The sequence below is a fragment of the Stenotrophomonas sp. Steno-Z10-HUANG genome (assembly GCF_056393075.1).
The window spans coordinates 344,452-358,976 of the sequence record NZ_JBWJPA010000002.1 but is presented as its reverse complement, the minus strand read 5'-3'; the positions used below and the strand labels follow the sequence as shown (position 1 = coordinate 358,976).

Genomic DNA, 14,525 nt, shown 5'->3' with positions numbered 1-14,525 from the left:
AGCTGTAATGACCCTGACCGTACCCACCTGGCTGACGTTGCTGCGGATCGTGATGATCCCGGTGCTGGTGCTGGTGTTCTACCTGCCGTATACGTGGACGAACTTCGCGTCGGCCGCGGTGTTCGGCCTGGCGGCGATCACCGACTGGCTGGATGGCTGGGTCGCGCGCCGCTACCAGATGCATTCGGCGTTCGGCGCCTTCCTCGACCCGGTGGCCGACAAGCTGATGGTGGCCGTGGCGCTGTTCCTGATCGTGCAGGGCCACCCGACCGCATGGATGGCGTTCTGGGCCGCGGTGATCGTCGGTCGCGAGATCGCGGTATCCGCGCTGCGCGAGTGGATGGCCGAGATCGGCCAGCGCGCCAAGGTGCGGGTGGCGATGATCGGCAAGATCAAGACCACCGCGCAGATGATCGCGCTGCTGTGCCTGCTGTACTCGGTATCCCCCAACACGCCGGTGACCGACATCTGGCTGGGTGGGCCGATATTCCACATCGGCGACTGGATGCTGGCGATCGCCGCGCTGCTCACGCTGGTGTCCGCCGTGCAGTACCTGCGCGCGGCCTGGCCGAGCCTGCGCGAGGACGAAATCGCCGCGCGCTCGCAGTCGAAAAAAAGATGAAACAGGGCTGTTGACAGGTAGGCGATTGCATGTAGAATTTCGCCTCCCAAGCGGGAATAGCTCAGTTGGTAGAGCGCAACCTTGCCAAGGTTGAGGTCGCGAGTTCGAGTCTCGTTTCCCGCTCCAGATCGATGAAGCTTCCGGGTTTTCAACGGAGCTGAATCAGGGAATTCACCTCATGTATATCGACGCGATCAGCTGATTGCAGGCGGTATGCGGGGAAGCCGGAAAGCTTCCCGGAAGCGTGAAGAAAGTTGTTAAAAAGGCTGGCGCAATTCCTACGAAGTCTGTAGAATGCACGGCTCCCAAGCGGGAATAGCTCAGTTGGTAGAGCGCAACCTTGCCAAGGTTGAGGTCGCGAGTTCGAGTCTCGTTTCCCGCTCCAGATTACGAAAAGGCCCCGCGAGCGGGGTTTTTTCATATCGGGAAGAGGTTTTTCTTCCTGTACGATCGACAAGATTGTGGCCTGGTAGCAGAGTGGTTATGCAGCGGATTGCAAATCCGCGTACGCCGGTTCGATTCCGACCCAGGCCTCCATTTGAAGCCCTGATGATTCAGGGCTTTTTCTTTTTCTGGATTGCGCAGCGCGCCGGGTGCCGGAGTGTGCTGCGCCGGTGGCGCGCGTGTCGGGCGGAGGTTGCGCGCGCGGTCGGCAGCTCGCGATCAGTGCCATTTGCCGTGCCGGCGTGCCGCCGTCATCCACGGCGCACAGGATCGCGCGCGGGCGGCGCCAGGCGGCCCTTGTGGCGCCGCGCGGCGCCGGCTGCCCGCGCATGCGCTGAAGCGCCTGCTGGATGCGTCCCGACGAACGTGAGCGCGGCCTTTGCCGCGGTGGTTTCAGTGCGGCGCGCGCGCTCCGCGATTGCGCCCGTGGCGACAGTCAGCGTCGTGATCCTGGTGTTGACGGCCGCGCACAACGTGCCAACGGTGCCGGCGGGATGCTCGTCCCACCACGGCAACCGGCCGCGGCAATCAGGAGACCGTCATGACCCAGCAGCGCGACCAGAACCCGAAGCAGAACGTCGGGCAGCAGAACCCGGACAACCCCAACCAGAAACAGCAACCCGGGCAGCAGGACCAGGGCCAGCAGCGCAAGGCGCCGGGCCAGGGCAACGACGAAGAAGAGTAAGCCGCAGCGTTGCGCCAGCGCGCATGCAGCCCAGGCCCGGCCATCACCCTGATGGCCGGGCCTTTCGCGGGTGTGCTTGGCGCCAGTCCGGTACGCGCGCCGGCAGGAGGCAATCGGGAAACGCGGGAAACGGCGGTGCCCGCGCACCCGTGGAGGGCCGCGACGGAACGCCGGGGGGCCGCCGCCTGCGCATGCACCGGGTCGTCCCGCTGCCGGCAGGGCAACGGGTGCACGCATCCAGAGGCCGTCAGTCAGCCGGCTACGCTCAGCGGCGCGGTGGTGCCGCGCACGTCCGGCCAGCGCCGCAGGATCGCGTCGCGGATGCCGGCCGCATCGATGCCGGCTTCGGCCAGCAGGTCTTCGCGGCTGGCATGGTGCTGGAAGCTGTCCGGCAGGCCCAGGTGCAGCACCGGCAGCACCACGGCCTCGGCGTTGAGCAGTTCGGACACGCCCGAGCCGGCACCACCGGCGACCACGTTGTCCTCGACGGTGACGAAGCCCTGGTGGGTGCGGGCGAGGTCGAGCAGCAGGGCGCGGTCCAGCGGTTTGACGAAGCGCATGTTGACCACGCTCAGGCCCAGTTCGCGTCCCACCTGCTCGGCGGCCGCGACGGTGGAGCCGAAGGCCAGGATAGCCAGGCGCTGGCCCTGTGCGCGCAGCTGCGCCTTGCCGATCGGCAGGGTGGACAGATCCACGCCGGGCGCGACCCCCGGACCGGTGCCACGCGGGTAGCGCACCGCCGCCGGTCCACGGTACTGCAGGCCGGTGCTGAGCATCTGCCGGCACTCGGCCTCGTCGGCCGGCGCCATCACCAGCATGTTCGGCACGCAGCGCAGGAAGCTCAGGTCCAGGTTGCCGGCATGGGTGGCGCCGTCCGGGCCGACCACGCCGGCGCGGTCGATGGCGAACAGCACGTCCAGGTTCTGGATGGCGACGTCGTGCACCAGCTGGTCGTAGGCGCGCTGCAGGAAGGTGGAATAGATCGCCACCACCGGCTTTGCGCCCTGGGTGGCCATGCCCGCGGCCAGGGTCACCGCGTGCTGCTCGGCGATGGCCACGTCGAAGTAGCGCTGCGGGTACTCCCTGCTGAAACGCACCAGGCCCGAGCCCTCGCGCATGGCCGGGGTGATGCCCATCAGCTGCGGCTCGGCGGCGGCGGCATCGCACAGCCAGTCGCCGAACACGTCGGTGTAGGTCGGCTTCTTCGGCGCGCTCTTGGCCGGCAGGCCCTTGCTCGGGTCGAACGGGCCGACGGCGTGGTAACCGATCTGGTCGCCCTCGGCCGGCTCGTAGCCCTTGCCCTTGGTGGTCATGATGTGCAGCAGGTGCGGCCCCTTCTTGCCCTTGAGGGTCTTGAGGGTGGACAGCAGCAGCGGCAGGTCGTGGCCGTCGATCGGGCCGGTGTAGTGGAAGCCCATCTGCTCGAACGCGGTGGACGGCACGAACATGCCCTTCCACTGCTCCTCCCAGCGCTTGACGAAGCGCGCCGGCGGGCTGTGGCGCTTGTCGCCGAGGATCTTCTTGCCGCCCTCGCGCAGCGCGTTGAGGGTGCGGCTGGCGGTGGCGCGGCCGAGCATCTTGGTCAGCCCGCCCACCGCCTCGGAGATGGACATGTTGTTGTCGTTGAGGATGACCAGGATGTTGGGCTCCTCGTCCATGCCGCCGGCATGCGCCAGCGCCTCGAACGCCATGCCCGCGGTCATCGCGCCGTCGCCGATCACCGCCACCATGCGGCGCTCGTCGCCCTGGCGCTGGCGCGCGATGGCCATGCCCAGCGCCGCCGAGATCGAGGTCGAGGAATGGCCGACGCCGAACGTGTCGTACTCGCTTTCCTCGCGCTTGGGGAACGGCGCCACGCCGTCCTTCTGCTTGACCGTGTGGATGGTGTCGCGGCGGCCGGTCAGGATCTTGTGCGGGTAGGTCTGGTGGCCGACGTCCCACACCAGCTGGTCGACCGGGGTGTCGTAGAGGTAGTGCAGGGCGACGGTGAGTTCGATCACGCCCAGCCCGGCGGCGAAGTGGCCGCCGCTCCGGCCCACGGATTCGATCAGGTAATCGCGCAGCTCGCCGGCGACCGCGGTCAGTTCGGTTTCATCGAACGTGCGCAGATCGTGCGGGGTCTGGATGCGCGACAGGCGCGGATAGCGGACGGAGTCGATCATGTTCTTCGCGTTTCAGCTGGACCGGTATTTTCGCCCCCATTCCGGGGTGGGGCAAGCAAACCACCGGTGGCGTGGGCCGCCGATGACGGCTTCCGCGGCAGGAGTGCGGGTGGGGTTCAGCTTGCGCCGTGGCGGCGCTCGCCCGATGCGTCCGATGGGTGCTTGGGCCTGGTGATGGCATCCCGGGGTGCGCAGGTGGTGGCCGGTTCAGGCGCCGGGACCGCGATGGGTGCATGCGGTTGGTGCCTACCCGGGCCTGCGGCAACGGCGTCGGGTCGGCCAGGAACGGGGTGCGGTGGCGATATGCGCGGGCGGGAGCACACGTCCATGTATGCCCGCGCGACACGCGGGCCGCGCACCAGTCAGAGCGCAAGGCGCCGGTGCTGCGTCGCGGTGCCTGCCCGGGTCGCCTCAGGGGCAACGCCCTCGGGCGCGGTGCGGGTGAACGGACGCTGGCGCGCGTCGCGGGCGGGCGAACGCGTCGATGAATCCCCGCACGCTGGACATGTCCGGCAGTCGTGCACCGGCATCGCGCCGGCTCAGGTGCTGCGGCGCGGGGCCTTCTTTGGCAGCTGTGCCTGCAGGAATGCCATCTGGTCGGCCAGGATGTTGCGGTTGGACAGGATCAGGTGCTCGATCCAGCTCGGCCGGTACGGTACCGCCAACAGCGGCATGTTGGCCTGCTGCGGGGTGCGGTTGCTCTTGCGCGAATTGCACTGGAAGCAGGCGCTGACCACGTTCTCCCAGATGTCGCGGCCACCCTTGGACAGCGGCATCACGTGGTCGCGGGTCAGGTGCGGGCGGCTGAACTGCTGGCCGCAGTACAGGCACAGCTGCGCGTCGCGGGCGAACAGCGCGGTGTTGGTGAGGTTGGGGGTCGGGTCGATGGCGCGCGAACGGGCATGGCCGCGCGAGGCGATGATCGGGTGCAGGTCCAGGCCGCTGCGCAGGCCGCTGGCGCGGTTGATGGCGCCGTGCACATGCAGGCAGGGGTCGCCCAGGGTCCAGGCCACCGCGCCGCGCGCGTAGAGGCAGGACGCTTCCTGCCAGTTGATCCAGTCGAGCACGCGGCCGTGCGCGTCCAGCGACAGCAGGCGCACGGAACCAAGGCGGTGCAGGGAGGGCGGGAGCGAAAACTCCACGTCCGGAGCGGAAGCGGCGACTCCGGTATCGATCAGACCACGCGGTGTAGTGTCTGTCTCCATCGGGAAAACAGCTTATACACGAAGCGTGACAATTTGTGTAAACCCGGCCGCCATCGACGATGGCGGCCGGGCCGGGCTCACTCGCCGAAGCGCGCGGCGTCCATGGCCATCAGCGGCGCGGCACCGCTTTCCATGCTGGCGGCATGGGCCAGGGTGCGCGGCAGGATGCGCGCGTAGTAGAAGCGCGCGGTTTCCAGCTTGGCCTGCTTGAAGGCGTCGGGGTGGGCCGATGCCTGCGCCGCGGCCACCGCGCGCGCCCACCAGTAGGCCAGGGCGACGTAGCCGCTGTAGAACAGATAGTCCCAGCTGGCCGCGCCCAGCTCCTCGGGATTGGCCGCAGCGCGCTGCAGGACGCTGCGCGTCAGCGTGCCCCATTCGTTGGCCCGGGCGCCGAGCACCGGCAGGAATTCGGCGACGGCGGGATTGTCGCCGTTGGCGGCGATGAACGCCTGGATCTCGGCCAGGAACAGCTTCAGCCCCGCGCCCTGCGACAGGGCGGTCTTGCGCCCGATCAGGTCCAGCGCCTGGATGCCGGTGGTGCCTTCGTACAGGGTGGTGATGCGGGCGTCGCGGGCCAGTTGCTCCATGCCGTGCTCGGCGATGTAGCCGTGGCCGCCGAAGCACTGCTGGGCGTTGTAGGTGCACTCGATGCTCCACTCGGTCAGGCAGGCCTTGACGATGGGCGTGAGGAAACTGACCAGGGTCTCGGCATCGGCGCGCACCTGTGCGTCGCCGGCGCTCTGCGCGGCGTCGAGCTGGGTGTAGGCGTGCGCGGCCAGCAGCCGCCCGCCTTCGGTCAGTGCCTTGATCGACAGCAGCATGCGCCGCACGTCCGGCTGGGCGATGATCGGGTCGGCCGGCTTGTCGGCCAGCTGCGCGCCCTTCGGCGCGCGCGACTGCAGGCGCTCGCGGGCGTAGGCCAGGGCGCCCTGGTAGGCGCGCTCGGACTGCGCCAGGCCCTGGATGCCGACGCCGAGGCGGGCGGAGTTCATCATCACGAACATCGCCTGCAGGCCCTTGTGCGGCTGGCCCACGAGGTAGCCCTGGGCGCCGTCGAAGTTCATCACGCAGGTGGACGAGCCGTGGATGCCCATCTTGTGTTCCAGCGCGCCGCAGCGCAGGGCATTGCGCTCGCCCATCGTGCCGTCGCGGCCGACCTTGTACTTGGGGGTGACGAACAGCGAGATGCCCTTCGGCCCGGGCGGGGCGTCGGGCAGCTTGGCCAGCACCAGGTGGACGATGTTCTCGCTCAGGTCGTGCTCGCCGGCGGTGATGAAGATCTTGGTGCCGGTGATGGCATGGCTGCCATCGGCGTTGGGCTCGGCGCGGGTCTTGAGCAGGCCCAGGTCGGTGCCGGCATGCGGCTCGGTCAGGCACATGGTGCCGGTCCAGTTGCCGGCCACCAGCGGCTTCAGGAAGGCTTCCTTCTGCCAGTCCTCGCCGTAGTGCTTGAGTGCCTCGACCGCGCCGTGCGACAGCATCGGGAACAGGCTCCAGGCCAGGTTGGCCGAGGACACCATCTCGCTCAGCGCCATGCCCAGGGTTTCGGGCATGCCCTGGCCGCCGAACTCCGGCGCGGCGGTCAGGCCGGTCCAGCCGCCGTCGACGAACTGCGCGTACGCTTCCTTGAAACCGGGCGCGGTGGTCACCTCGCCGGTGGCCTTGTCCAGCGTGCAGCCGTTCTGGTCGCCCACTGCGTTGAGCGGCGCCAGCACGCTGGCGCTGAAGCGGCCGGCTTCCTCCAGCACGGCGTCGATGACGTCGGCGCTGGCGTCGGCGTGGCCCATCGCGGCGAACAGAGACTCGGCCTTGAGCACGTCGTGCAGGGCGAAGCGGAGGTCGGTAACGGGTGCCTTGTAGTTGCTCATCGGTGCGATCTCGGATGAAACGGAAAGGGGAGGCGGATCAGCGCAGCACGCCGGGCAGGCCCGGCGCCTGGTTCAGGGTGTTGCGTGCGCTCACCTCGAAGCTGCGCTGCTTTTTTTCTTCCGGGGTGGCCTTGACCGTGCCCTCCAGCTCGTAGAACAGCGAGCGGCCGCCGGCCAGGGCGTCGGCCACGACGATGCGCGCCGGCGAGGCCGGCTGCAGGCGGACCTTGATCACGTCGGCCGATTCCGGGCCGATCGACAGCCCCGGGGTGGCGGCCAGGGTGCCGGCGGCCTGGTCGCCGACCTTGATCCGCAGGGCGACGTCGTCGAAGCGCATCGGCATCGAACTGTAGTTGCGCAGCCGCAGCTCGACTTCCCAGCTGCCGTCGTTGGTGACGGTGAGCTGCTGGATGCCGGCGGCGGGTTCGGAAACCCGCTTCACCATGCCGCCGCCGCACGCGGCCAGGGCGAGGCTGAGAACTGCGGTCAGGACGTACTGTGGGCGAAAACGCATACTGCTCGGTCCTCGGGATCCGGAGGGGTTGGCCAAAGGATACTACGCCGTATGGCGGGCATGGCCGGGGGGCGAAGGTGCGGCCGATGGCGGAACTTCCGCGCAGGCTCATCTAGGCAGGTGAGGAGACCGACAACGTCGCCGCATTCGCATATACCGGAGAGGGGTTCATCAATGCGTTCATTCAAGTTGTTGCCGCTGGCCAGCGCCATCCGTGGCGGCCTGGCCGCCGCGGCGCTGTGCGTGGCCATGCCGGCGCTCGCCGCACCGCCGCAGTTCGATATCGAAGGCGGTCGCATCGAGGAAGTGCTGCCTGAATTCGCCCGCCAGGCGGGCCTGCAGATCATCGCACCGGCCGCCATGGGCGACGAGGGGCGGATCGAGGTCGGGCAGCTGAAGGGGCAGATGGACCCGCGGCAGGCGTTGAACCGCCTGCTCAATGGCACCGGGCTGGCGATCGCCTCGGACGACGGCCGTACGATCACCCTGCGCGCCGCCGCGCCGATGCTGGCCTCGCTCGGTGGCCTGGGCGGGCTGGCGGTGGCGCAGGCCGCCGAACCCGAGCCGGTGGCCCCGGCGCCGCAGCAGGCGCCGGCCAGCGGCCCGGTCAATACGCTGGACCAGGTCACCGTGGTCGGCAGCCAGATCAAGGGCAGCAAGTCGGCGGCGATCCTGCCGGTGGCGACGCTGCAGGCCGAGCAGATCGAAGCCACCGGCGCGGTCTCCGGCGACGACCTGTACCGCTCCATCCCGCAGATGGGCAATGTCTCCTTCAGCGGCACCAACGGCGGCAACAGCTCCAACTACGCGCGTGGCGACATCGCCTCGGTCAACCTGCGCGGGCTCGGCGTGGGCAACACGCTGCTGCTGATCAACGGCCGCCGCACCGTGGTGCACCCGACCAGCCAGGCCGACGGCAACCTGGTGCCGGTGCTGACCTACAACGCCAACACCGTGCCGGTGGCCAACCTGCGCCGGGTCGAGGTGCTGCTGGACGGCGCCGCCGCGATCTACGGCACCGACGCGGTGGCCGGCGTGGTCAACAACGTGCTGCGCGACGACATGGACGGCGGCACGCTGAGCGTGCAGAAGGGCGTGGGCGAGGGCACCCACCTGAGCGATGTGTCGGTCAACGGCATGTGGGGCCGCAATTCGCAGGACCTGCGCTCCAACGTCACCGTGGCCTTCAACTACTACAACACCACCGGCCTGAATTCGCTGGACCAGGACTGGACCCGCAGCGGCAACCGCATCGACGACTTCGCCGGTACCCCGTACGCAGGCCTGGCCGGGGTGGACAACCGCAACACCAACAGTCCGTGGGGCAATTTCACCGCCAATGGCGCGCGCGTGTCGCAGAACGGCAAGTGGTTGACCACCGCCGCCGGCGCCTTCCACGTCAAGCCGACCAGCAACGGCAACTGCGCCGCGACCCTCGGCGACGGCCTGTGCGTGCAGTCCGGCAGCAAGGCCACCTCGGGTGCCGACGCCAACCTGCGCGACAACCACCAGTCGTTGTACCCGGTGTCGATCGCGCCGGACGTGCGCCGCATCAACCTGTTCGCCACCGGCAAGCATGATTTCGAGAACGGCATCTCGCTGTTCAGCGAGGCCGGCCTGTACGACTCGCGCGCCTACAGCCTGCAGAATGGCGTGAACACCATTTCCTCGCTGCCGATGACGGTCGCCGCCAGCAACTACTGGAACCCGTTCGGCGCGATGTACCTGCCCGACGGCACGCTCAACCCGAACCGGCTGCAGGGCCTGAACATCGGTCCCAACGGCCTGCCGGTGACGATCACCAGCTACCGCTTCGAGCGCCCGACCCGGATCGAGGTCAAGAACACCCAGGTGCGCGCGCTGGTCGGCCTGCGCGGCTACCACTTCGGTTTCGACTGGGAAAGCGCGGCGCTGTACTCCAAGGCCAGGGTCGAGGACACCCAGGACGCGGTGAGCATGACCCTGTTCCAGCAGGCGCTGGCCGATTCGACCGCGGCGGCCTACAACCCGTTCTGCGGCGGCTGCAACGACTGGAGCAAGCTCGACCGGTTCTTCTACAAGGCCAAGCGCCAGAGCGAGACCGAACTGTACCTGTGGGACGTCAAGGCTTCGCGCCCGGACCTGTTCCGCACCTGGGCCGGCGACGTCGGCATGGCGGCCGGCATGGAAGTGCGCCATGAGACCCAGCGCGACGACCGCGACGCCCACGTCGACGGTTCGTTGACCTTCACCGACGCGATCACCGGGGTCCAGTACCCGAGCGACATGTATGGCGTCAGCCCGACCCCGGACACCTACGGTTCGCGCACCGTCGCCGGCGTGTTCGCCGAGTTCTCGGTGCCGCTGGTCGCGCCGGGGATGGACATCCCGCTGGTGCGTTCGCTGGACCTGCAGGTGGCCGGCCGCGCCGAGCGCTACAACGACTTCGGCAGCGTGGCCAAGCCGAAGCTGGCGCTGGGCTGGCAGATCATCGACGGCCTGACCGTGCGCTCGTCCTGGGCCAAGGGCTTCCGCGCGCCCAACCTGGAGCAGGTCAACGCCACCATGGTCAGCCGCTCCAACAACCGCACCGACTGGGTCCAGTGCCTGGCCGACGTGCGCAGCGGCGCGCAGGCCTCGATGGCGGCCTGCAAGGGCTACACCGCCTCGACCACCGCGCGCCGTTCGGGCAACCCGGACCTGAAGCCGGAAACCTCGACCAACACCAGTGCCGGCATCGTGTTCCAGCCGCAGTTCATCCCCGAGGACTTCGGCCGCTTCACCTTCGCGGTGGATTACTACAAGTACGCGCAGGAAGGCATCATCGGCCTGTTCGGCGAGGGCAACGCGTTGATCCTGGACTACGTGCTGCGCCAGCAGGGCGGCAGCAACGCCGACGTGGTGCGCGCCGACCCCACCGCCGACGACATCGCGCGCTACGCCGGTACCGGCCTGGAGGCCGCGGGCAAGGTGCTGTACGTCAAGGACCAGTACGTCAACCTCGAACCGCAGACCGTGCGCGGCGTGGATTACAGCTTCAGCTGGGCCTCGCCGGAAACCCGCGCCGGTCGTTTCGACGTGTCGCTCAACGGCACCCGCCTGATCGAGTTCTACCGCCAGCGCTCGCCGGCGCTGCAGGCGCTGGAAGACGCCAAGGGCAGCGGCCTGGTCGATCCGTCGATCCGGGTCACCGGCGGCGGCAACCTGATCGGCAACGGCGGCAACCCGCAGTGGAAGTGGTCCGGCACCCTCACCTGGCGTTACCAGCAGCTGTCGGTCGGCGCCAGCGCGCGCTACAGCAGTGCGTTCGTCGAGAACGGCCTGGTGCTGGCCGACGGCACGCCGTGGACGGTGAAGTCGCAGACCCTGGCCAATGCCTTCGTCAAGTACGACTTCCGCGGCGACGGCTGGATGGACGGGCTGTCGCTGAAGGTCGGCGCCAACAACCTGGCCGACAAGCGGCCGCCGGTGTCCAGCGACGCGTTCGGCTATTCCTCGGCGGTGTACCAGGCGTATCCGCGCTACTGGTACGTCAACGTGACCAAGGCGTTCTGATGATTCCAGACGTTGTCCGTGAAAACGCCCGGCACGCGCCGGGCACCGCGGGGGTGCGGCGATGAGCGCGGCACTGGGCGCCGCGCGTGCGTTGTGGCTCGCCGAGCACGTGCTGCCGTGCGAGCCGGCGCTGCGCGACTGGCTGCAGCGGCGGCTGCCGGTGCGCCAGGACGTGGATGACGTGATCCAGGAGACCTACGCCATCCTGGCGGCGCTGGCGGACGTGTCCCACGTACGCCAGCCGCGCGCCTACGTGTACTCGGTGGCGCAGTCGGTGGTGCTGCAGCAGCTGCGGCGTGCGCAGGTGGTGTCGATCGAGGCCGTGGCCGAGATCGAGCGGGTGGCCATCGGCGGCGAGGAGGCGTGCCCGGAGCGGACCGCGTCCTCGCGGCAGGAACTGGCGCGGATCGGCGCGTTGATCGACAGCCTGCCGGACAAGTGCCGGCAGGCCTTCGTCCTGCGCCGGATCGAGGGGTACTCGCAGCGCGAGATCGCCCAGCGGATGCAGATCAGCGAGAACACCGTGGAGAAACACATCTGCAAGGGAATCCGGGTATTGATGGATTCGATGAAGCGTGACGGGAAAGAGGCGGACGAGGGCAGGGAACGGCCTGCGGCAGGAGGAACACGCCATGCGCGCACGCGATGAGCACAGCATCGACGATATCGCCGCGGCCTGGGTCGCGCGCGAGGACCGGGCCCCGCTGACGGCCGCCGACGCGGTCGCGCGCGATGCCTGGCTGCAGGCCGATGTGCGCCACTTCGGCGCCTATGCGCGGGCGCATGCGGTGCTGGCACGCACCGCGCGTGCGCGCGCGTTGTCCAATGGCACGGCCGCGATCGCCGCGGCTCCCGTGCCGCCGCGTTTCCGGCGTTCGCGGCGGGTGCTGCGCTGGGCGGCCGGCATGGCCGCGGCACTGAGCCTGCTGGTGATCGGCGTGCACCGCCAGCAGGATGATGCCGAGTACTACGCCACGCGCCGCGGCGAAATCCTGCGGGTGCCGCTGGAGGACGGTTCGGCGATCACCCTGGACTCGGATTCGCAGGTACGCGTGCGCTACGACGACGCACGCCGCAGCATCACCCTGCTGCAGGGCGAGGCGCTGTTCGACGTGGCCAAGAACCCCGGCCGCCCGTTCGTGGTGCGTGCGCAGGAAACCGACGTGACCGCGGTCGGCACCAGTTTCGCGGTCAGCCTCACCGAGCGTCGCAGCGGCGGTGTCGAGGTGCTGGTGCGCGAAGGGGTGGTGGACGTGGCCGACACCCAGGGCGCGGTGGCACCGGCGCGCCTGCTGGCCAACTACCGCGCGCTGGCCAATCGCAGCCACGGCATCCGCATCGAGGCCGTGCCCGCCGAGGACCTGGAGCAGCAGCTGGCTTGGCGCGAGGGCATGCTGTCGTTCAACGGCGACACGCTGTCGGTAGCGGCCGCGCAGTTCCTGCGCTACAGCGACACCCGCATCGTCATCGACGATCCGCTGGTCGGCAGCCGCCGCATCGTCGGCCTGTACTCGGCCAGCGACCCGCTGGGCTTCGCCCGCAGCGTTGCCCTGAGCCTGGGGCTGGTGGTCGAACAGCAGGGCAAGGTGGTGCGCCTGCGCACCCCGCAGAGCGCGCCGCAGGCGGCGCATTCCATGCAATGACTCTGGATTGAATACATGAACATCACTCCCCGCCGCGCCCGCGCGCTCGCCCTGCTCACCGCGTTGCTGCTGTCCTCCGGGCAGGCCAGCGTGGCCGCTACGTCCGCCGATACGGCGCTGCTGATCCGCGATGCCATGGTGTTCGATGGCACCGGGCGCCCCGCGTATCCGGGCAGCGTGCTGGTGCTGGACGGCCGCATCGCGGCGGTCGCCGGTGCCGGCCAGGCCCTGGCCGCGCCCCGCGGTGCGCGAGTGATCGACGCCCGTGGCCAGGCGCTGCTGCCGGGGCTGTTCGACCTGCACACCCACTGGACGCCCAATGCGCGCCCGGCCGAGCTGCCGCAGATCGCCAACCTGTACATGGCCGCCGGCGTGACAACCGTCAGCGATTTCCACGAGCCGCCCGAGGCCTATGCGCCGCGCCGCGCCTGGCTGGCCGACATCGCCGCGCCGGACGTGAAATTCGCCGCGCGCATGAGCACGCCGCTCGGCCACGGTGCCGACTGGGGCGACGAGAACACCACCCGCTGGGTGAATTCGCCGGAGGCCGCGCGCGCCGGCGTGCGTGCGGTGGCGGCCTACAAGCCGGACTTCATCAAGGCCTTCACCGACGGTTGGCGCTATTCCAACGCTGCCGACAACAGCAGCATGGACGAGGAGACCCTGGCCGCGCTGGTGGACGAGGCGCACCGGCACGGGCTGAAGGTGTTCTCGCACACGGTGATGGTCAAACGCGGCAAGGTCGCCGCGCGCGCCGGCGTGGACGTGATCGCGCACAGCGTGCAGGACATGCCCGTGGACGCCGAACTGGTGCGGCTGATGCGTGAGCATGGCACCGCCTACGCGCCGTCGCTGGCGGTGTACCTGCCCGCGCGCGTGGATGGCAGCGGTGCCGCCGGTACCCGCCCGGAGGTGCTGCGGCAGCGCGAGCGCAATTTCGCCGATGCCCTGCGCAACGTGAAGACGCTGCACGATGCCGGCATCCCGGTGGTGGTCGGCACCGATGCCGGCATGACCGGCACGCCGCACGGGGCCTCGACCCTGCGTGAACTGGAGCTGCTGGTCGACGCCGGGCTGACCCCGGCCGAGGCGCTGGTCGCCGGCACCGCCAACAGCGCCCGCGCGCTGGGCGTGGACGACCGCGGCACCGTCGAGGTCGGCAAGCGTGCCGACCTGCTGCTGGTGAAGGGGCGGCCTTGGGAGCGCATCGCCGATATCCGCAACACCCAGCGGGTCTACGTCGCCGGCCGCCAGGTGCACGGGCCGGGCACGGTGCTGCCGGCCGGCAACCGCGCGCTGGCGCTGCCGGCGCAGGCGGTGGCGCCGCTGGTCGACGACTTCGAGCGCGCCGACGGGCGCACCGCGCTGGATACGCTGCGCATCGACGAGGCCGATGGTGGCAACGACCGCACGCTGCAGGTCAGCGAGACCGTCGCTCGCGAGAGCGGCGGCCACGCGCTGTCGGTCCAGGCGCGGCTGTCCACCAAGCCCAACGCCTATGCTGCGGCGATCCTGCCGCTGAGCCGCGGTTCGGTCGCGCCGGTGGACCTGCGCGGCTACCGCGGCATCCGCTTCGACGTACGCGGCGGCACGCCGGCGCTGCGGCTGGAGGTGCGGGCACTGGGCGACCGCCGTTTCATCGCCCCGGTCCAGGCCGCGCCGCAGTGGCGCAGCGTGGAGATCCCGTTCTCCGCGCTGCAGGGACAGCCGCCCTACCGCGGCAAGGGCCCGGTGGCCGCATGGCAGGGCGACGACGTCCAGCAGCTGGTGTTCTCCGCCGGCGGCGAGGCCGGCGGCAAGGTGTGGTTCGAGATCGACAACGTGGGCTTCTACTGAGGGTGCGGGCGA

General features: G+C 69.5%; 10 protein-coding genes and 3 tRNA genes. 9 read left to right on the top strand and 4 right to left on the bottom strand.

Going from position 1 to position 14,525, the window contains the following annotated elements; genetic code table 11:
• The first annotated feature begins 7 nt into the window (after positions 1-7).
• The 5 genes from pgsA (at position 8) to AC06E6_RS04630 (ending at position 1,751) form a co-directional block, all read left to right on the top strand.
• Positions 8-622, top strand: coding sequence for a CDP-diacylglycerol--glycerol-3-phosphate 3-phosphatidyltransferase (pgsA, locus tag AC06E6_RS04650; protein WP_104938586.1), 615 nt, complete (start codon positions 8-10; stop codon positions 620-622).
• Between the two features lie 50 nt (positions 623-672).
• A tRNA-Gly gene (locus tag AC06E6_RS04645) sits at positions 673-748 on the top strand.
• 183 nt (positions 749-931) lie between these two features.
• Positions 932-1,007, top strand: a tRNA-Gly gene (locus tag AC06E6_RS04640).
• 78 nt (positions 1,008-1,085) lie between these two features.
• A tRNA-Cys gene (locus tag AC06E6_RS04635) sits at positions 1,086-1,159 on the top strand.
• Between the two features lie 448 nt (positions 1,160-1,607).
• Entirely contained in the window at positions 1,608-1,751 is a 144-nt protein-coding gene (locus tag AC06E6_RS04630) for a hypothetical protein (protein ID WP_158681832.1), read from the top strand.
• A 251-nt stretch (positions 1,752-2,002) separates the two neighbouring features.
• Here AC06E6_RS04630 and dxs read toward each other — a convergent pair whose 3' ends face one another.
• The 4 genes from dxs to AC06E6_RS04610 form a co-directional block, all read right to left on the bottom strand.
• On the bottom strand, positions 2,003-3,913 hold the full coding sequence (gene dxs, locus AC06E6_RS04625) for a 1-deoxy-D-xylulose-5-phosphate synthase (protein ID WP_161614747.1): 1,911 nt from the start codon (positions 3,911-3,913) through the stop codon (positions 2,003-2,005).
• Between the two features lie 539 nt (positions 3,914-4,452).
• Positions 4,453-5,118 carry an HNH endonuclease gene (locus AC06E6_RS04620; RefSeq protein WP_313256155.1) on the bottom strand — a complete coding sequence of 222 codons (666 nt, stop codon included), beginning with the start codon at positions 5,116-5,118 and terminating at the stop codon, positions 4,453-4,455.
• A gap of 77 nt (positions 5,119-5,195) precedes the next feature.
• A complete protein-coding gene (locus tag AC06E6_RS04615; RefSeq protein WP_293762005.1) occupies positions 5,196-6,986 on the bottom strand; it encodes an acyl-CoA dehydrogenase C-terminal domain-containing protein in 1,791 nt (596 codons plus the stop codon).
• A 37-nt stretch (positions 6,987-7,023) separates the two neighbouring features.
• Entirely contained in the window at positions 7,024-7,500 is a 477-nt protein-coding gene (locus AC06E6_RS04610; RefSeq protein ID WP_478060435.1) for an LEA/WHy family protein, read from the bottom strand.
• A 174-nt stretch (positions 7,501-7,674) separates the two neighbouring features.
• On the opposite strand from AC06E6_RS04610, the gene AC06E6_RS04605 reads away from it, so the two are divergent.
• The 4 genes from AC06E6_RS04605 to AC06E6_RS04590 all read left to right on the top strand — a co-directional run bounded on the left by AC06E6_RS04605 (position 7,675) and on the right by AC06E6_RS04590 (position 14,513).
• Positions 7,675-11,034 (top strand): TonB-dependent receptor, encoded by a 3,360-nt coding sequence (locus AC06E6_RS04605; protein ID WP_478060433.1) that lies wholly within the window; start codon positions 7,675-7,677, stop codon positions 11,032-11,034.
• Between the two features lie 61 nt (positions 11,035-11,095).
• On the top strand, positions 11,096-11,683 hold the full coding sequence (locus AC06E6_RS04600; protein WP_478060431.1) for an RNA polymerase sigma factor: 588 nt from the start codon (positions 11,096-11,098) through the stop codon (positions 11,681-11,683).
• Complete coding sequence (locus AC06E6_RS04595) at positions 11,667-12,677, top strand: FecR family protein (protein WP_104938590.1); 1,011 nt, start codon at positions 11,667-11,669, stop codon at positions 12,675-12,677. The genes AC06E6_RS04600 and AC06E6_RS04595 overlap by 17 nt, the downstream gene beginning before the upstream one ends.
• Positions 12,678-12,692: 15 nt before the next feature.
• Positions 12,693-14,513, top strand: a complete 1,821-nt coding sequence (locus AC06E6_RS04590) for an amidohydrolase family protein (protein ID WP_478060430.1) — start codon at positions 12,693-12,695, stop codon at positions 14,511-14,513.
• The last annotated feature ends 12 nt before the right edge of the window (positions 14,514-14,525 follow it).

Coding starts and splice junctions, on each gene's coding strand:
- pgsA (WP_104938586.1), top strand. CDS start 8: ATGACCCTGACCGTACCCACCTGGCTGACGTTGCTGCGGATCGTGATG.
- AC06E6_RS04630 (WP_158681832.1), top strand. CDS start 1,608: ATGACCCAGCAGCGCGACCAGAACCCGAAGCAGAACGTCGGGCAGCAG.
- dxs (WP_161614747.1), bottom strand. CDS start 3,913: ATGATCGACTCCGTCCGCTATCCGCGCCTGTCGCGCATCCAGACCCCG.
- AC06E6_RS04620 (WP_313256155.1), bottom strand. CDS start 5,118: ATGGAGACAGACACTACACCGCGTGGTCTGATCGATACCGGAGTCGCC.
- AC06E6_RS04615 (WP_293762005.1), bottom strand. CDS start 6,986: ATGAGCAACTACAAGGCACCCGTTACCGACCTCCGCTTCGCCCTGCAC.
- AC06E6_RS04610 (WP_478060435.1), bottom strand. CDS start 7,500: ATGCGTTTTCGCCCACAGTACGTCCTGACCGCAGTTCTCAGCCTCGCC.
- AC06E6_RS04605 (WP_478060433.1), top strand. CDS start 7,675: ATGCGTTCATTCAAGTTGTTGCCGCTGGCCAGCGCCATCCGTGGCGGC.
- AC06E6_RS04600 (WP_478060431.1), top strand. CDS start 11,096: ATGAGCGCGGCACTGGGCGCCGCGCGTGCGTTGTGGCTCGCCGAGCAC.
- AC06E6_RS04595 (WP_104938590.1), top strand. CDS start 11,667: ATGCGCGCACGCGATGAGCACAGCATCGACGATATCGCCGCGGCCTGG.
- AC06E6_RS04590 (WP_478060430.1), top strand. CDS start 12,693: ATGAACATCACTCCCCGCCGCGCCCGCGCGCTCGCCCTGCTCACCGCG.